Below are 17972 nucleotides of genomic sequence, written 5' to 3'. Positions count from 1 at the left end.
TCTCGGCCGGTCGGAGACGACACAAAGTCAACAGCCGGTCGTGGTGGGTGTAGCTCAGCTGGTAGAGCACCTGGTTGTGGTCCAGGATGCCGCGGGTTCGAGTCCCGTCACTCACCCTGAGTCATCAGCCGGTGACTTCCCGAGAGGGAGGTCACCGGCTGATGCGTTTTCCAGGCAGCACCGGGAGCACGGGGGACCGCCATCCGCACCGCATCGATCTCCACCCCCCGCCTCACCCTCCTCCCCCTCCGGGTGACGTACGCCACGGAGATGGCCGCCGTCCTCGCCGACCCCGCCCTGCACACCTTCATCGGCGGCACCCCGAGCACCCCCGAGGCCCTGCGCGCCCGCTACGAGCGTCTCGTCGCCGGCTCCCCCGACCCGGCCGTCTCCTGGCACAACTGGGTCCTGCGGCTCACCGGGGAGGGGTGCCTCGTCGGCACCGTCCAGGCCACGCTGGGCGGCACGGAGCACGCCGAGATCGCCTGGGTGGTCGGCACCCCCTGGCAGGGCCGCGGTCTCGCCTCCGAGGCGGCCCGGGGGCTCGTACGACAGCTACGGCAGCAGGGCGTCCGTACGATCACCGCCCACGTCCACCCCGACCACCACGCCTCGGCCGCCGTGGCCCGCGCGGCCGGCCTCTCCCCCACCGAGGAGGAGCAGGACGGCGAGACCGTCTGGCGTCTCGACGCGCCTCCGCCGGAGCGGGCGGACTAGGGGGTCCCGTTGGCGGGGCGTGGCGCGGCACGTCTGCGGCGTTGTCGCCGGTACCCGACTCCTCCCTCCGCCCCGCAGCCGCACGCACCACACCCCGCTCGGGGCGGCCGAGAGGCGACGTGGGCACGCGGGGCGCCGCGGGGCGACGCGGCTGGTGCCGTGACCGGGAAGGTTTGCCGGGAAGCTCGCGGCGTCCGGTGCGGTGCATCGCAAGGCAGAGCGTCGCCCGCGTACGGGATGTACTCGGGTGATGCGACAACGCGGCGAGGTGCCGTGCCGGGCGTCGCGAGCCGGTGAACCTTTCCGGTCACGGCACTAGGACGAGGCCCGTCCCACCAGGTCGGTCGCCAGGACCACCTGGCGGCGTTCCAGGCCGCGGGAGGCCGCCGGGCGGCGGTCCGCGATCTCCGTCAGGAGGAGGTCCAGCATGCGCCGCCCCATCTCCTCGATCGGCTGGCGCACGCTCGTCAGGGGCGGGTCCATGTGGCGGGCGATGGCCGAGTCGTCGTACCCGACCAGCGCCACGTCCTCGGGGATACGGCGGCCCGCCTCCCGCAGGGCCTGGCGGGCGCCCGCCGCCATCACGTCCGAGCCGGCGAACACCGCGTCCAGCGACGGGTGGCGGGAGAGCAGCGCGGCCATGGCCCGGTGCCCGCCCTCCTCGGTGAAGTCACCGTGCTCGACGAGCCCCGCGTCCGCCGCGTACCCCGCGTCGCGCAGGGCGTCGCGGTAGCCGTCGAGGCGGCGCTGGGCGCCGTACACGTCGAGGCGGCCGGTGATGTGGGCGATCCGGGTCCGGCCCCGGGACAGCAGGTGCTCCACGGCCGAGCGGCCGCCGCCGTAGTTGTCGGAGTCCACGGAGGGCAGCGTCTCCCCGGCGGACCTCGGGCCGCTGATCACGGCCGGGATCTCCAGCTGGGCCAGCAGGTCCGGGAGCGGGTCGTCGGCGTGGACCGAGACCAGCAGGACGCCGTCCACCCGGTGCGCCGCGAGGTACTGGGCCAGGCGCTGGCGCTCCCGGTCGCTGCCCGCGAAGATCAGCAGCAACTGCATCTCGGTGTCGGCGAGTTCGGCACCCACACCGCGCAGCATGTCCGAGAAGTACGGCTCGGTGAAGAAGCGGGTCTCCGGCTCGGGCACGACGAGCGCGATCGCGTCCGTGCGGTTCGCGGCGAGGGCGCGGGCGGCCGTGTTGGGGACGTAGCCGAGTTCCGCGACCGCCGCCTCCACCGCCGCCCGGGTCGCGTCACTGACCCGGGGCGACCCGTTGATCACCCGGGAGACCGTGCCGCGGCCCACGCCGGCCCGGGCGGCCACCTCTTCGAGGGTGGGCCTGCCACCGCTGCGGCCCCGCACTCCGTGGCTTGCCATGGGCTCCGCCTTCCCGCCGTCGTCATCACGCTGGCCTGGAATCTAACAGTCCCGACCACTCGGCCCGTCCGGAGCCCATCGGTCGGTTATGCACCGAACTGGACCATATGTGCATCACTCGCCGGGGTTACCTAACAGCCGGATAACTGAACGCACCTCTCCGTGTTCCCACCCTTGACACCCCCGCCCGAACCGACGACTCTTCAACACATCACTTGTGGGAGCGCTCCCACGGTACCTGACACATACACATCCCGCACGTTCCCCGCCCGAGCCGCAGCGAGAAACAACGGGCCCAACAATGCAGTTGGCCGGGGGGTCGGCACGTCAGGGCAACAGGAGGACGCAATGCGCGCACGTACCCGAACCGCCCGCCGGGCGGTAGTCCTCGCGGCGGTCGCGTCGCTGGGCGCCGGGCTGCTGGCCGGCTGTGCCGACGACGGCGGCGACGACGCAACCGACGGTTCGTCGTCCGGCGGCGGCAAGGGCAAGACCACGATCACTCTGGGTCTGTTCGGCACGTTCGGCTTCAAGGAGGCCGGCCTCTACGCCGAGTACGAGAAGCTCCACCCGAACATCAAGATCGAGGAGAACGTCACCGAGCGCAACGAGAACTACTACCCGGCGCTCGTCAACCACCTCACCACCAACAGCGGCCTGATGGACGTCCAGGCCATCGAAGTCGGCAACATCGCCGAGGTCGTGGCCACCCAGGCGGCCAAGTTCGTGGACGTCTCCAAGATCTCCGGCGTGGACAAGAGCAACTGGCTCGACTGGAAGTGGGCCCAGGCCACCGCCAAGGACGGCTCGACGATCGGGCTCGGCACCGACGTCGGTCCGATGGCCATCTGCTACCGCAAGGACCTGTACCAGGCGGCCGGCCTGCCCACCGACCGCGCGGAGGTCGGCAAGCTGTGGGCGGGCGACTGGAACAAGTTCGTCCAGGCCGGCGAGCAGTACAAGAAGAAGGCCAAGGCGGGCACCTTCTTCATGGACTCCCCCGGCGGTCTGATCAACGCGATCCTGGGCAGCGAGAAGGAGAAGTTCTACGACTCCTCCGGCAACATCATTTACAAGTCGAACCCGGCCGTGAAGGCCGCCTTCGATCTGACGGCGAAGGCCGCCGAGGAGGGACTCGTCCAGTCCCAGACCCAGTTCCAGCCGACCTGGGAGCAGACGATCGCGAACAGCAAGTTCGCCACCATCGCCTGCCCGCCGTGGATGCTCGGCACCATCAAGGGCAAGGCCAAGCCGGAGGACGCCGGCAAGTGGGACGTGGCCGTCGCGCCCAAGTCCGCCAACTGGGGCGGTTCCTTCCTGGCCGTGCCGAAGAGCGGCAAGCACGTGAAGGAGGCCGAGGCGCTCATCACCTGGCTGACCGCGCCCGAGCAGCAGACGAAGCTGTTCAAGGTGCAGGGCAACTTCCCGAGCGCGCCGAGCACGTACACCTCCCCCGAGGTGACCGGCGCCAAGAACGAGATGACCGGTGACTCGCCGATCGGCACGATCTTCGCCGAGGCCGCCAAGACCACCCCGGTCCAGGTGATCGGCCCGAAGGACCAGATCATCCAGCAGGGCCTGAGCGACAACGGCGTGTTCCTCGTGACGAAGGGCAAGTCGGCGAAGGAGGCCTGGGAGACGGCCACCAAGACCATCGACAACAACCTGGACAAGTGACCCGTATGGCCACCCGCCACGACACCGCCGCGCCCCCCGCGAAGGAGGGGGGCGCGGCCCCGGGCCGCGTGCCCGCGGAGGCCACGGAAGCCGAGCGGCGGCGCCGGGACCGGCTCTCGCGCCGCTGGCAGCGGGACATCCGCTGGTCCCCGTACGCCTTCGTCTCGCCGTTCTTCCTGCTGTTCCTCGCCTTCGGCCTGTTCCCGCTGGTCTACACGGGCTGGGCGTCGCTGCACCAGGTGGAGATGACCGCCCCCACCGACATGACCTGGGTGGGGCTGCGCAACTACACCCGGATCTTCGACGACGAGTTCTTCTGGAACGCGGCGAAGAACACCCTGACCATCGGCATCATCTCGACGGTCCCGCAGCTGCTGATGGCGATGGGCCTCGCGCACATCCTCAACTACCGGCTGCGCGCCTCGACCTTCTACCGGGTCGCGATGCTCGCCCCGTACGCCACCTCGATCGCCGCCGCGTCCCTCGTCTTCGTGCTGCTCTTCGGCCGCGACTACGGCATGATCAACTGGGGGCTGCACTTCGTCGGAATCGACGCGATCGACTGGCAGAACGACAAGTGGCCCTCGCAGATCGCGGTCTCCTCGATCATCATCTGGCGCTGGACCGGCTACAACGCGCTGATCTACCTGGCCGCGATGCAGGCGATCCCGCAGGATCTGTACGAGTCGGCGGCCCTGGACGGCGCGAACCGCTGGCAGCAGTTCTTCCATGTGACGCTGCCGTCGCTGCGGCCGACGATCCTGTTCACGGTCGTCGTCTCCACGATCGGCGCCAGTCAGGTCTTCGGTGAGCCGCTGCTGTTCGACGCCAACAAGGGCGCCTCGGGCGGCGCGGAGCACCAGTTCCAGACGCTCGGTCTGTATCTGTACGAGCAGGGCTGGGTCAACCAGCACCTGGGCCGTGCCTCGGCGATCGCCTGGACGATGTTCCTGATCCTGATCGTCGTCGGCATCGTCAACTACGTCATCTCGCGCCGGCTGCGCGCCAGTAGTTAGGAGGACCGGCCGTGACGACGACGACCCTGACCAAGAGCGAGCCGGAGGACGCCGCGGCGGCGCCCCGCCGCGTGCGCCGGCCGAAGTCCGCCCGGGCGGGCGGCCAGCTGCACGGCGGCCCGCTCGCGTACGCCGTCCTGATCCTGTTCACCGTCGGCTCGCTGTTCCCGCTGGTGTGGACGGCGATCGCCGCCTCGCGGGACAACAACCGGCTGGCGCAGACGCCCCCGCCGCTGTGGTTCGGCTCGAACCTGTTCGACAAGCTGGACGTCGCCTGGACCGACGCCAACCTCGGCAAGGCGTTCCTCAACACCACGATCGTGGCGGGGACGTCCGCGGCGACGATCGTGGTCCTCTCCACGGTCGCCGGTTTCGCCTTCGCCAAGCTGCGGTTCCGGGGCAAGGGCGCGCTGATGCTGATCGTGATCGGCACGATGATGGTGCCGCCGCAGCTGAGCATCATCCCGCTGTACATGATGGTCGCCAAGCTGGAGTGGACCGATCAGCTCCAGGCGGTGATCCTGCCGTCGCTGGTGAGCGCGTTCGGGGTGTTCTTCATGCGGCAGTACCTGATCCAGGCGCTGCCCGACGAGATCATCGAGGCGGCCCGGGTGGACGGCGCGAGCAGCTGGCGCGTGGTGTGGCACGTGGTGTTCCCCGCGGCGCGCCCCGCGATGGCGGTGCTCGGCATGCTGACGTTCGTCCAGACGTGGAACGACTTCCTGTGGCCCTTCCTGGTGCTGAGCCAGACCGGCAACCCCACCGTGCAGGTCGCGATCGCCGGTCTCGGCCGCGGGTACACGCCCGACCAGTCGCTGATCATGGCGGGCGCGCTGCTGGGCACGCTGCCGCTGCTGGTGGTCTTCGCGATCTTCGGCAAGCAGATCGTGGGCGGCATCATGCAGGGCGCGGTGAAGGGCTGACCTCTCGCGACCTCGGGGGCCGGGTCACCGCCGCCCCGCCCCTCCTCACCCCACTTCCCCCCAATCTCGTCGGCCCAGTCGGTCTCGACGACCATCCATGGGAGCGCTTCCATGACTGATCCCGTCACCCCGGTGACCTTTCCTCCCGCCTTCCTCTGGGGCGCGGCGACCTCCGCGTACCAGATCGAGGGGGCGGTGCGGGAGGACGGCCGCACCCCTTCGATCTGGGACACCTTCAGCCATACGCCGGGCAAGACCCTCGGCGGCGACCACGGTGACATCGCTGTCGACCACTACCACCGCTACCGCGAGGACGTCGCGCTGATGGCGGAGCTGGGCCTGAACGCCTACCGCTTCTCCATCTCCTGGTCCCGGGTCCAGCCGACCGGCCGGGGGCCGGCGGTCCAGCGCGGCCTGGACTTCTACCGCCGGCTGGCCGACGAGCTGCTGGCGAAGGGCATCAAGCCCGCCGTCACCCTCTACCACTGGGACCTGCCCCAGGAGCTGGAGGACGCGGGCGGCTGGCCGGAGCGCGACACGGCGTACCGGTTCGCGGAGTACGCGCAGATCGTCGGCGAGGCGCTGGGCGACCGCGTGGAGAGCTGGATCACCCTGAACGAGCCCTGGTGCAGCGCGTTCCTGGGCTACGCGTCGGGAGTGCACGCGCCCGGCCGCACCGACCCGGCGGCGTCCCTGCGCGCGGCCCACCACCTGAACCTCGCCCACGGTCTCGGCACCACGGCGCTCCGCTCGGTGATGCCGGCCCGCAACGCGGTGGCACTCAGCCTCAACTCCTCGGTCGTACGGCCCCTTTCGGAGTCGTCCGCCGATCTGGCGGCGGTCCGCAGGATCGACGACCTGGCCAACGGCGTCTTCCACGGCCCGATCCTGAAGGGCGCGTACCCGGAGACGCTGCTGGAGGCCACCTCCTCCCTCACCGACTGGTCGTACGTCCTCGACGGCGATCTGCGGGCGATCAACCAGCCGCTGGACGCGCTGGGCCTGAACTACTACACGCCCACGCTGGTCTCGGCGGCGCAGGAACAGCCGAAGGGCCCGCGCACGGACGGCCACGGCGCGAGCGACCACTCCCCCTGGCCGGCCGCGGACGACGTCGCCTTCCACCAGACACCGGGCGACCGCACGGAGATGGGCTGGACCATCGACCCGTCGGGGCTGCACGAGCTGATCATGCGGTACACGAAGGAAGCCCCCGGCCTGCCCCTCTACATCACGGAGAACGGCGCGGCCTACGACGACAAGCCCGACGCGGACGGCCGGGTCCACGACCCGGAGCGGATCGCCTACCTGCACGGTCACCTCTCGGCGGTGCGCCGGGCCATCGCCGACGGCGCGGACGTGCGCGGCTACTACCTGTGGTCCCTGCTGGACAACTTCGAGTGGGCGTACGGCTACGGGAAGCGGTTCGGGGCGGTCTACGTGGACTACGCGACGCTCACCCGGACCCCGAAGTCGAGCGCGCACTGGTACGGCGAGGCGGCCCGCACGGGCACCCTGCCGACACCGTCACCCCACACCACCTGACCCGGGGAAGGGGAGGGGCGCGGCACGTCGAGGGGGCGTGCCGCGCCCCGGTGTTTTCGGAGCCCCGTCGGAAACCGGAACGCGGACGAGCGGGCCACCGGCCCCGACTACTGACCCAGCGGGAAGGAGGCCCGCCGGTGCCACCGCGTCCCGTCGTGGACCAGCAGGTCGACCGCCGAGACCCGTGTGACGACGGGGAGCCCGGCGAGCAGGCCGGCCTCGGCCTTCTGCACGACCGCCTCGTCCTGGCCCTGGGCGACCGTCAGATGCGGGACGACGTCGTCGAACCGTCCGCCGAACGGCGGGTGGTCCGGCCACCGTTCCACGATCGCCTCGGTGAGGCACCTGAAGCCGGCGTCCGTCGCGGGGGCGAGATACAGCACCCCCGGGAACCGGCCGCAGCGGTCGAACCGGGCCTCGAAGGACGCGTGCCGGGCGAGGATCACACCGAGGTCGGCGCGGACGCCCTCGTCGATGCGGTCCGCGTCGAGAAACGGGAAGAGCACGGTGACGTGGGCCGGAACGCCGGCGCGGGCCGACGGGTCGAGGCGGTCGCGCCACGCCCGTACCAAGGGCTCCGCCTCCGGCACCCGCACGACCAGCCCCGACCGGCCTGCCCGGAATTCTCGTGCGGCGTCATCCGTCATCGCCGTCGTCCCTCGCCGGGCCCCGCTCCGGGAACCCGCCGCTCGATGAGCGCACCCAGGCCGTCGAGGGTGCGGGCCAGACCGAAGGTGTAGGCGTGGGCGGGGCTGTGGGCGCTGCCGTGGGCGGTGCCCGCCGCCGTGCCCACGCGGGAGGCGGTCGGGTAGGTGTCGGGGTCGAGGACCCTGGCGAGCAGGGGGGCGTTGGCGGCCCACCACTGTTCGTCGTCCATCGCGCTGTCCCGTCGGGCCTCGCGGGCCTCGGCCGCCGAGCGGGCGTGGGCCTGGACGAAGCCGAGGAGGTAGGTCAGCGCGTCGTCCCGCTCGACGTCGTCGAGGCCACAGCCGTCCAGGGCCGACAGTTCGTGCTCGTACTTGGCCATCAGCCCGGGCCCCAGCGGCGGCCGGCCCGTCGCGACCGCCGCGGCCCACGGGTGCGCCTCGAACAGTGCCCTGTTCTCCTCGGCCACCGCGGTCAGCCGCTCCCGCCAGGGCCGCCCGGCGGTGTTAGTCCGGGGCATCCGGGCGTAGACGGCGTCCAGCATGAGGTCCAGCAGCTCGGCCTTGCCCGGCACATAGGTGTAGAGCGTCATCGGCGCCACCCCCAGCCCCTGCGCCACCCGGCGCATGGTCGGCGCCTCCAGCCCCTCGGCGTCCGCCAGGTCGATCGCGACGTCGACGACCGCGTCGATGCTGAGCCGCTGCCGCGGTCCGCGTCGGGGGGCGTCGGCCGGGACGCGCCAGAGCAACTCCAGGGTGCGGGCCGGATCTCCGGCACTGCTTCTCTCGACAGGCACGCCCTCATCTTCCCCCATGCACTTTTTCCGTACGCAGTACACTGTACAAAGTACGACGTATGAAGTCCGCCGTATGAAGCCGACGTACCCGGTTGCCGACCCTTCAAGGAGCCCCCGTGCCGATCACCGCCTCCGCCGTGTCCCTGAACGTCGACGACGTGGCCGCGTCCAGCGCCTTCCTCACCGATCACTTCGGATTCCGGGAGGACGCGGCCGCGGACGGCTTCGTCTCGCTGAGCCGTCCGGACGCCGGTATGAACGTCGTCTATCTGCGGCGCGGTCTCGCGTCGCTGCCCGAGGACCAGCGCGACGACCACGCCGACGGGGTGATCCTCGCCTTCGTCGTGGACGACCTGGAGGCCGAGCTGGCCCGGCTGACCGCCGAGGGCGTCACCGTCACCATGCCGCTGACGGAGGAGCCCTGGGGCGAGCGCGCCTTCCAGGTGACCGACCCGAACGGGGTCATCGTCCAGCTCGTCGACTGGGTCACCGGAGCACGCTGAGGGGCACCGTGACGACGAGAGGGCCTCCCGGCCGGGGACTACACCGCGCGCGGCTCCCGTACGACCGCCACCCCGCCCGGGGGCACGGACACCGCACCGCCCGGCACCGGCTTGCCGCCCAGCAGTTCCACCGCCCCGGCGGCGACGGCGATCTCCGCCCCCGAGCCCGCGTGGTCGATCAGGAACAGGTAGTCGGCCTCGGCGCCCCGGCGCCGTACCGCCTCCACCCCCGGCGGCAGCACCGCGTCCAGCACCGGCCGCACGTCCGTCTCCTCGCGGATCCGCAGCAGCAGCGCGGCCAGGGTCCCGGCGTCGGGCAGGGTCGCCACGTACCAGGCCGTACCGGCGCCGTAGCCGTGCCGGGTGATCGCCGGGACACCGGCCAGCGGGCCGTCGGCGTACGAGGCCACGGCCTGCGCTCCGGCGAGCCGCACCCGCTCGGACCACAGCGCCCCCGACCCGCCGGAGTCCAGGGCGACCTCCTGCCCCGGCAGCAGCGGGAACAGCTCGTCCGTCCGCACCCCCAGCGCCTCCCGGAACGCGCCCGGGTAACCGCCCAGCCGCACATGGCAGTTCTGGTCCACGGCCCCGCTGTGGAAGCCGACGACCAGCGTGCCGCCGCGCTCGGCGAAACCGGTGAGGTCGGCGGCGCCCGCGTCGTCCACGAGGTACAGGCTGGGGGCCAGGACGAGCCGGTACGCCGACAGGTCCGCGTCGGGCCGTACGAAGTCCACGGCGACGCCCGCCCGCCACAGCGGCTCGTACCAGGAACGCACGACCTCCAGGAAGCGGACCGCCTCACTGGGCTGCGAGGGCAGTTCCAGCGCCCACTTGGCGTCCCAGTCCCAGACGATCGCCGTCTCGGCGGTGCCGGTGCTGCCGCGCACCTCGGCGAGCGCCTTGAGGTCCGCGCCGAGCGCCACCACGTCCCGCCAGATCACGCTGTCCGTGCCCGCGTGCGGCAGCATCGCCGAGTGCCACTGCTCGGCGCCCGCCTTCGCGGCCCGCCACTGGAAGTAGGCGATGCCGTCGGCGCCGCGCGCCACGTGCGCGAGGGCGTTGCGCCGCAACTCGCCCGGCAGCTTGGCCCGGTTGACGGGCTGCCAGTTCACCGCCCCCGTGGAGTGCTCCATCAGCAGCCAGGGGCCGCCCGCCAACGACCGTACGAGATCGCCGCTCATCGCGATGTCGATCTGCGACTCGGGGTCGGTGGACCGCAGGTAGTGGTCGTTGGAGACGATGTCCAGTGCCGGCGCCCAGCGCCAGTAGTCCAGGGCGTCGAAGTTGTACATCACCATGAAGTTGGTGGTGGCGGGGATCGCCGGAGCGGCCTCGGCCAGCACCTCGCGCTCCGCCGCGCACAGCGCCAGCAGTTCGTCGCTGCAGAAGCGGCGCCAGTCCAGCCGGTGGGCGGGGTTGGGGACCGCGCCCGTGGCCCGCGGCGGGATGATCTCGTCCCAGTCGTAGTACCACTGGCTCCAGAAGGTGGTGCCCCAGGCGTCGTTGAGCGCCGCGAGGTCGTCGGCGTACTTCGCCCGCAGCCAGCGGCGGAACGAGGCGGCGCTCGTGTCGCAGTAGCACTCGGCGTTGTGGCAGCCGTACTCGTTGTGCACGTGCCACATGACGACGGCCGGATGCGCGGCGTACCGCTCCCCCAGCGCCCGCGCGACCCGCAGGGCGGCCTCGCGGTAGGCCGGGCTCGACGGGCAGAACGTCTGACGGCTGCCGTACGCCAGTCGGCGGCCGTCCCGGTCCACCGGCAGCGCCTCGGGGTGGGCCTTGAAGAACCAGGCCGGCGGGGCCGCCGTCGGGGTCGCGAGGTCGGCTGCGATGCCGTGGGAGTACAGCAGGTCGAGGACGCGGTCGAGGCGCGCGAAGTCGTACTCGCCCTCGGACGGCTCCAGCAGCGCCCAGGAGAAGATGTTGACGCTGACCATGTTCACGCCGGCCTCGGCCATGAGGCGCATGTCCTCGGCCCAGACCTCCTCCGGCCACTGCTCGGGGTTGTAGTCGCCGCCGTACGCGATCCCGGGGACCTTCAGTTCTCGTTCCATCACTCGCCTACTGGATGTACTTGGGGCTTCGCCCGGTGCGGCGGTGGGGGTCCCCCCTCCGGGGGAGCGTGCCGGGCGTCGCGGGGCTGGGGGTACCCCTCCGGGGGAGGGACTTTGCGGACACGACCTAGGCCGGACGCCCACTCGGCCACCACCGACTGGAGGTCCGTGCCCGTGAACTCCTTCACCGGGCGGTCGGCGCCGATCTCCGCCACCGGCCCGGCCGTGGCGAGGCGGACGGAGGGCACCTCGCGGAGCGGGTACGGCGCGGCCCAGAGGCGGACGGGCGAGCCGTCGCCGGGGTCGAGGGCCAGCAGGCCCTCGCCCTGGAAGACCCCCGCGGGGACCGCGCCCCCGGGTCGGTGCGGGCGGGCGTCGAGGGCGTAGGCGCCGCTCGGACTCCGGGACTGCCGGCCCTCCTCGTGGACACGGGCGCGCCGTGGGTCCACGGGGACGGCGGCCACCGGGGTGAAGGGGTGGTGCACGGGGTCTCTTTCGGACGGGAGGGCTCAGCCCTTGTTGGCGCCGAGCGTCAGGCCGCTGACGAACTGCCGCTGGAGCGCGAAGTACACGATCAGCGTGGGGATCGCGGTGAGCAGGGCGCCGGCGGCGACCAGGTTGGGGTCGGTGAAGTACTGGCCGGAGAGGTTGTTCAGGGCCGAGGTGATCGGCATGTTCTCGCCGGTGGAGATCAGCACGATCGCCCAGAAGAAATCGTTGTAGATCCAGATGGAGAGCAGGGTGGCGAGGGCGGCCATGGCGGGCTTGCACAGCGGCAGCACGATCTGCCAGTACAGGCGCCACACGGACGCGCCGTCGACGAGGGCGGCCTCGGTCAGCTCGTGCGGCAGGGAGCGCATGTAGTTGCTGAGCACGAAGGCGCAGAAGCCGGACTGGAACGCCACGTGGATCAGCACCAGACCGAGCGCGGAGTCGTACAGCTTGCCGCTGACGGTGATGCCGGGCAGGTCGACCAGCAGGTACAGCCGGTACAGCGGGGTGATGATGACCTGCTGCGGGAGGAGGTTGCCGGCGGTGAAGACCAGGAGCAGGAAGAGGTTGACCCGGAAGTCGAAGCGGCTGACGTAGAAGGCGACGCAGGACGACAGGAACAGGGTCAGCAGCACCGCGGGGACCGCGATGAGCAGGGTGTTCCCGAAGTAGTGGACCATGTCCGACTGCGTGAAGGCGTTGGTGAAGTTGTCCAGGCTGAGCTTGTCGGGCCAGGAGACGTAGCCCTTCTCGCTGGTCTCGGCGTACGGCCGCAGGGCGGCGAACAGCGCCCACAGCAGCGGGGCGAGCCAGGCCAGGGAGGTGACGACGAGGAAGGTGTGCAGCAGGATCCGGGCGGGGCGCACGGGGGTGCGCTGCTTCAGGGGCAGGGCGGGGGTGCTCATGCGCTCCGCTCCTTCCGGAAGGTCGAGATCAGATACGGGATGATCACGGCGAGGGAGATCAGCAGCAGGACGACGGCGATGGCGGAGCCGTATCCGATGCGGCTGGACTCGCCGATGATGTTGTTGGTGACCAGGATCGACAGCAGTTCGGTGCCCTGGGCGCCCTTGTTGAAGACGAAGACGAGGTCGAAGGCGCGCAGGGCCTCGATGATCGTGACGACGAGGACGACGGTGTTGGTGGGGCGCAGGGTGGGGAAGATGACGTTCTTGAACGTCTGCCACTCGTTGGCGCCGTCCAGCGAGGAGGCCTCGCGCAGGGACGGGTCGACGCCCTTGAGGCCGGCCAGGTAGAGGATCATCATGTAGCCGGTGTGGCGCCAGCAGGCCGCGACGAGGATCGCCCACAGGTTGAGGTGCGGGTCGCCGATCCAGTCGATGTAGTGGCCGGGCTTGTTGGCCCCGATGATGCTGTTGATCAGGCCGGTGTCGGGGTTGTAGACCAGCTGCCAGACGAACCCGGTGACCGCGAGGGAGACCACGACCGGCAGGAAGTAGGCGGTCTGGTAGACGCGGGAGAAGCGGATCTTCTTGTCGAGCTGGACGGCGAGGAAGAGCCCGAGCGGGGTCGGGATCAGGATCAGCACGACGAACCAGATGACGTTGTGCTGGACGGCCGGCCAGAACTGCGGGTTGTTGGTGAACAGCTCCTTGAAGTTGTCCAGCCCCACCCACTTGATGGAGTCGAAGCCGATGCCGTCCCAGGTGGTGAAGGCCAGCGCGATGGAGGCGAGGGCCGTCAGCCAGACGAGGGTGACGTGCAGGATCGTCGGCACGCCGGCCATCAGGCCGAGCGTGAGCCGGTCACGGCGGGTCAGCAGGCGGCGGTGGCCCTGCGGAGTCCGCTTCTTGGAGGACGCGCCCCGAGGCGGCCGGGTGGCCGCCTGCGAGGACTTCGTGGTGGTGTCGGTGCTCATGGGTATCGGGCGCCCGGCTCTCAGTTGGACGCGAAGATCGTCTTCTTCTGGCGCTCGATGGAGGTGAGCAGGCTGTCGATCCCCTTCGGGTCGCGGACGAACTTCTGCAGCGCGGGCTGCATGACGGTGGAGGTGAAGTCGGGGCGGCTGTCGCGGTCCATGAACTGCGTCAGGCTCTTGGCGCCCGAGATCATGTCGTACGCCTTCTTCTGCAGCGGCGTGTAGGAGGAGGTGTCGGCCTTGCCGGAGGCGGCCACCACGCTGGCGTCGGCCTTGAGGTAGATCTGCTCGGCCTCGGGGGTGCCGAGGAACTGGAGGAGCTTGCTGACGCCCTCCTTGTTCTTCGGGGCCTTGGAGACCATGAAGCCGTCGGTGGGGGCCTCGACGGTGTCCTGCCCGAACTGCGGGTTGATCTCCGGGAAGGCGAAGAAGTCGAGGTCGTCCAGGTCCGCCTTGCTGGTGAACTGCTGGGCGACGAAGGAGCCGAGCAGGTACATGCCCGCCTTCTTCGACACCAGCGTCTGGGCGGCGTCCTGCCAGGTACGGCCCAGCGAGCCCTCCTGGTGGTACGGCAGCAGCTCGGCCCAGTGGTCGAAGGCGGCCTTGACCTTCGCGTCGGTCCAGGCGGCCTTGCCCGCCATCAGCTCGACGTGGAAGTCGTAGCCGTTGAGCCGGAAGTTGATCTGGTCGAAGGTGCCCATCGCCGGCCAGGCGTCCTTGTCGCCGAAGGCGATCGGGGTCAGCCCGTCCTTCTTCATCTGCTTGCAGAGCGCGACCAGCTGGTCCCACGTGGTCGGGACGGTGTAGCCGTGCTGCTGGAAGACGCTCTTGCGGTAGAAGATCGCCCAGGGGTAGGTGTACAGCGGCACGAAGTAGTACTTGCCGTCCGCGCCCTTGCTGAGCTTCTTCATGGCGTCGGGGAAGTTGTCCCCGATCTTCTGCCACACGTCGTCGATCGGGGACGCCAGGCCCTTGGCCGCGAAGAACTGCATGCGGTAGCCGGCGAACCAGTTGAACACGTCGTCCGGGGTGCCCTGGAGGTAGGAGTTGATCTGCTCCTGGAACGTGTTGTGGTCCTTGGTGTTCACGTCGACCGCGATACCGGACTGCTTCGTGAAGGCCGCGTAGATCTCGGCGAACGCCTTCTTCGGCACCGCGTCCGACGCGTTGGAGCCGAGGCTGACCGTCTTCGGGTCGGAGGAGGTGCCACCGCCGCCACAGGCCGACAGCAGCGGTATGCCGGCACCGAGGACGGCCGCGCCGCCTATGCCGCGCAGCAGGGAGCGACGGCTCGGGGAGGGAAGGTGGAGGCGGCCGGAGGGGGAGAGGTCGTGCATGAAGCGGCTCCTGACAGCAAGGTTCGGTCATGGAGGTCTGGCTGAGACTTCCAGTCTTAATCGACCAGAAATCAACTTGACCGAACACGGGGTGGCGCAATAACAGCCGTATGTCCACTCATGCGTCAAGAGCCGATGGCTTCATTTGTCGAAACGTAATCGACACTCCTTGATCACCTCTCTGGCACTTCCATGATCGTTCCCGTCACCCGAGGGCGGCGGAGGCCTTCGAGAAGGCCGCGTCGCCCCGGACGACCGAGCTGCAGGTGGCGTCGGCGGAGCCCTTGGCCCCACCCGGGCACTGCCGGTCCCGCGCCGCCGACCACATCGACAGCCACGCGAGCCCCTTCGACTTCGCGAAGGCGACGAGCCGGGCGGCGGCCTCGACCGTGAAGACCTCCGTGGCGACGTCGTTCACCCCGATCACGGGAGTGACCGCCACCGCCTTCCAGGCCGCGCCGCCGCTGAGCCCGAACACGCTCGTGACCTGTGCCTGGGTAGCGGTGGCCGCCTGCTCGGCACAGGTGCCCATGTCACCGCTGTACGCCGGACCGTAGTCCATCGCCACGACATCCACAGTGTCGACTTTCACACCATTTGCCTTGGCGTCCGAGAGCAAAGTCACGCCGTCCTGGGTGAGCCCCTCCGGCATCACCGGGAGGGTGAAGGAGACGTCCAGTCCTCCACGGCACCAGCGATCCCGAAACGGGCAGAACGCCCGATAGGGCCGGAGGCCGAGGATCTTGGGACGCGCTTAGGCCGGCCATCGGAGCCGATGAAAGGTCGGCCCCGTCTCCCGGTCGTCCCGGGGGCTCGGCGGCTCGGGTCAGCCGGTCGTCGCCCGGCGTCGTCTGCGGACGGTTCCCCGGTGGCCGCGGCGCAGGGGCTCCCGGCCGTCCAGTTGGAGCCAGATGCGGATCTCCGTGCCGCCGAGGACCGAGCGGCCGATCCGGACGTCGCCGCCGGTGGACTCGGCGAGGCGGCGGACGATGTCCAGACCCAGCCCGGTGGAGCCGGTGGCGCCGGAACCACGGCCGCGGGCCATCGCCGCCTCCGGGTCGGGGATGCCGGGGCCCGCGTCCGAGACCAGGACGATCACCGCGTCCTCGCTGTCGTGGACGTCGACCGCGAAGGCGGTGCCCTCCGGGGTGTGCCGGAAGACGTTGCCGAGGAGGGCGTCCAGGGCCGCGGCCAGGTCGGCGCGGGCCACGGGTATGCGGACCGGGCGGTCGACCCCGGCGGTGCGGACCTTGCGGCCCTCGTCCTCGGCGAGCGCCGACCAGAACGCCATCCGCTCCCGGACCACCTCCGCCGCGTCGCACCCCGCCCCCGCACCGGGCGCCGTCGTCTGCGGCTTGGCCTCCCGGGCCGTACGGATGATCGTGTCGACCTCGCGCTCCAGCTGGGCCACCGCCGAGCGGGTCTGCTCGGCGGCCGGGGAGTCGCCGAGGGAGGCCGCGTTCAGCCGGAGCACGGTCAGCGGGGTGCGCAGCCGGTGGGACAGGTCGGCCGCCAACTCGCGTTCGTTCGCCAGGAGCTGCACCACCTGGTCGGCCATCGAGTTGAACGCCACGGCCGCCCGGCGCAGTTCGTCCGGCCCCTCCTCCGGGACCCTGGCGCCGAGCTTCCCCTCCCCCAGTTCGTGCGCCCCCTGCACCAGCCGCCGGGCCGGCCGCACCATGCGCACACCCAGCCGGTCGGCGACCGCGACCGAGCCGAGGACCAGCGCGATCCCGACCCCGGCCAGCACCGCCCACGCCGTGCCCACGCCGTTGGTGACCTCGGACTCCGGCACGTACACCTCGACCACCACCGTGCCCAGGCCCAGCGCGACCGGCTGGAGCAGCACGGAGCCGCCCGGCACCTCCGCGGTCGAGGCACGGCCCAGCTTCCGTACGGCGGCGACGTCCGCCTCGGCGGCCCGCTGCCGGCCGAGGTCCACGGCGGCCCGGCCGTCACCGGCCGGCAGGTGCACGGCCATCCCGTCGTCCGAGCCGGCCGAGGCGACGACGCGCTCCAACTCCTCCCGGTCCGTGGTGATGGACAGGGCCGGGACCACCACCGCGGCCTCCCGCTCGGCGTTGGAGAAGGCACGGTCGCGGGCCATCTCCCGGACGACGAGACCGAGGGGGACGGCGAAGGCGATCACGACCATCGTGGTGACCGCCAGACAGACCCTGACCAGTGCCCACCTCATCCCACGGCCCCCGCTTCCCCCGGCGGTTCGAGCTTCACGCCGACACCGCGCAGGGTGTGCAGATAGCGCGGGTTGGCCGCCGTCTCCCCCAACTTCCGCCGCAGCCAGGACAGATGGACGTCGATCGTCTGGTCGTCGCCGTAGGACTGCTGCCACACCTCGGCGAGGAGTTCCCGGCGCGGGACGACGACACCCGGCCGGCCGGCCAGGAAGGCCAGGAGGTCGAACTCACGGCGGGTGAGGTCGAGGCGTGCCCCGTCCAACTCGGCCTGGCGGCGCAGCGGATCGACGCTCAGACCGCCCACGCGCAGGACTCCGGAGGGCGGGGGCGCACCGGCTCCGGAGCGGGCCCGGCGCAGGACCGCCGCCATCCGCGCCGACAGGTGCTCCACCGAGAACGGCTTGGTCAGGTAGTCGTCCGCGCCCGCGTTCAGCAGCCGGACGATCTCCGTCTCGTCGTCGCGTGCGGTGGCGATGATGACCGGGACGTCCGTGACGCCGCGCAGCATCTTCAGGGCCTCGGAGCCGTCCAGGTCGGGCAGTCCGAGGTCCAGGATCACCACGTCGAAGCGGAAATGGGCGACCTCGCGCAGCGCCTCCAGCGCGGTGCCGACGCTGCGCACCAGGTGCGAGGCGTCGGTCAGATGCCGGATGAGCGCCGAGCGGACGAACTGGTCGTCCTCGACCACGAGCACACGTGCCATGCGCCGCACCGTACGCCATGCCTTCGGACCCGGCCGGGGCCTGTGGACAACTCCGCTTCTGTGGACGACCGGTGCCCCGTCCGTGCGACACCCGTGCGAAAGGTGCGGCAGGATGG

General features: G+C 70.9%; 15 protein-coding genes, 1 tRNA gene and 2 pseudogenes. 7 read left to right on the top strand and 11 right to left on the bottom strand.

The features are described from left to right. The first annotated feature begins 43 nt into the window (after window positions 1-43). Window positions 44-116, top strand: a tRNA-His gene (locus U5640_RS28745). 85 nt (window positions 117-201) lie between these two features. Next, window positions 202-717: a GNAT family N-acetyltransferase gene (locus U5640_RS28740; RefSeq protein ID WP_340385392.1), complete on the top strand. Its 516-nt coding sequence runs from the start codon at window positions 202-204 to the stop codon at window positions 715-717. Window positions 718-1032: 315 nt separating this feature from the next. On the opposite strand, the gene U5640_RS28735 is transcribed toward U5640_RS28740, so the two are convergent. After that, a complete protein-coding gene (locus U5640_RS28735) occupies window positions 1033-2088 on the bottom strand; it encodes a LacI family DNA-binding transcriptional regulator (protein ID WP_340378851.1) in 1056 nt (351 codons plus the stop codon). Window positions 2089-2436: 348 nt separating this feature from the next. Between U5640_RS28735 and U5640_RS28730 the strand changes: the two genes are divergently transcribed. From U5640_RS28730 to U5640_RS28715, 4 genes are all read left to right on the top strand, one after another. Continuing rightward, a complete protein-coding gene (locus tag U5640_RS28730; RefSeq protein WP_340378850.1) occupies window positions 2437-3765 on the top strand; it encodes an extracellular solute-binding protein in 1329 nt (442 codons plus the stop codon). A 5-nt stretch (window positions 3766-3770) separates the two neighbouring features. Beyond that, on the top strand, window positions 3771-4781 hold the full coding sequence (locus tag U5640_RS28725; protein WP_340385390.1) for a sugar ABC transporter permease: 1011 nt from the start codon (window positions 3771-3773) through the stop codon (window positions 4779-4781). Window positions 4782-4792: 11 nt separating this feature from the next. Further along, complete coding sequence (locus tag U5640_RS28720) at window positions 4793-5704, top strand: carbohydrate ABC transporter permease (RefSeq protein ID WP_340378848.1); 912 nt, start codon at window positions 4793-4795, stop codon at window positions 5702-5704. Between the two features lie 111 nt (window positions 5705-5815). Beyond that, the gene (locus U5640_RS28715; protein WP_340378846.1) at window positions 5816-7249 is read left to right on the top strand and encodes a GH1 family beta-glucosidase; all 1434 of its coding nucleotides are present in this window, start codon (window positions 5816-5818) and stop codon (window positions 7247-7249) included. A 107-nt stretch (window positions 7250-7356) separates the two neighbouring features. On the opposite strand, the gene U5640_RS28710 is transcribed toward U5640_RS28715, so the two are convergent. Both U5640_RS28710 and U5640_RS28705 read right to left on the bottom strand, forming a co-directional pair. Then, window positions 7357-7896 (bottom strand): 2'-5' RNA ligase family protein, encoded by a 540-nt coding sequence (locus tag U5640_RS28710; protein WP_340378844.1) that lies wholly within the window; start codon window positions 7894-7896, stop codon window positions 7357-7359. Beyond that, a complete protein-coding gene (locus tag U5640_RS28705) occupies window positions 7893-8690 on the bottom strand; it encodes a TetR/AcrR family transcriptional regulator C-terminal domain-containing protein (RefSeq protein ID WP_340378842.1) in 798 nt (265 codons plus the stop codon). The genes U5640_RS28710 and U5640_RS28705 overlap by 4 nt, the downstream gene beginning before the upstream one ends. A 116-nt stretch (window positions 8691-8806) precedes the next feature. Between U5640_RS28705 and U5640_RS28700 the strand changes: the two genes are divergently transcribed. Then, complete coding sequence (locus U5640_RS28700) at window positions 8807-9193, top strand: VOC family protein (RefSeq protein WP_340378840.1); 387 nt, start codon at window positions 8807-8809, stop codon at window positions 9191-9193. Between the two features lie 38 nt (window positions 9194-9231). On the opposite strand, the gene U5640_RS28695 is transcribed toward U5640_RS28700, so the two are convergent. From U5640_RS28695 to U5640_RS28660, 8 genes and pseudogenes are all read right to left on the bottom strand, one after another. Continuing rightward, window positions 9232-11247, bottom strand: coding sequence for a beta-galactosidase (locus U5640_RS28695; protein ID WP_340378838.1), 2016 nt, complete (start codon window positions 11245-11247; stop codon window positions 9232-9234). Window positions 11248-11372: 125 nt separating this feature from the next. Then, a pseudogene (locus U5640_RS28690) lies at window positions 11373-11732 on the bottom strand (alpha-galactosidase); the annotation flags it as partial. Window positions 11733-11756: 24 nt separating this feature from the next. After that, entirely contained in the window at window positions 11757-12644 is an 888-nt protein-coding gene (locus U5640_RS28685) for a carbohydrate ABC transporter permease (RefSeq protein WP_067243906.1), read from the bottom strand. Beyond that, entirely contained in the window at window positions 12641-13618 is a 978-nt protein-coding gene (locus U5640_RS28680; protein ID WP_340378836.1) for a sugar ABC transporter permease, read from the bottom strand. Before U5640_RS28680 ends, U5640_RS28685 begins: the two co-directional genes overlap by 4 nt. A gap of 20 nt (window positions 13619-13638) precedes the next feature. Further along, window positions 13639-14955 (bottom strand): ABC transporter substrate-binding protein, encoded by a 1317-nt coding sequence (locus U5640_RS28675; protein ID WP_340378834.1) that lies wholly within the window; start codon window positions 14953-14955, stop codon window positions 13639-13641. 205 nt (window positions 14956-15160) lie between these two features. Then, a pseudogene (locus U5640_RS28670) lies at window positions 15161-15637 on the bottom strand (sugar hydrolase); the annotation flags it as partial. 144 nt (window positions 15638-15781) lie between these two features. Continuing rightward, window positions 15782-17152, bottom strand: a complete 1371-nt coding sequence (locus tag U5640_RS28665) for a HAMP domain-containing sensor histidine kinase (RefSeq protein WP_340378832.1) — start codon at window positions 17150-17152, stop codon at window positions 15782-15784. Beyond that, window positions 17149-17856: a response regulator transcription factor gene (locus U5640_RS28660; RefSeq protein WP_340378830.1), complete on the bottom strand. Its 708-nt coding sequence runs from the start codon at window positions 17854-17856 to the stop codon at window positions 17149-17151. Before U5640_RS28660 ends, U5640_RS28665 begins: the two co-directional genes overlap by 4 nt. Window positions 17857-17972: the final 116 nt, after the last annotated feature.

It is taken from the genome of Streptomyces sp. SS7 (assembly GCF_037993025.1).
In the GTDB taxonomy this organism is placed as follows: domain Bacteria; phylum Actinomycetota; class Actinomycetes; order Streptomycetales; family Streptomycetaceae; genus Streptomyces.
This window is presented reverse-complemented; position numbering and strand designations above follow the sequence as displayed.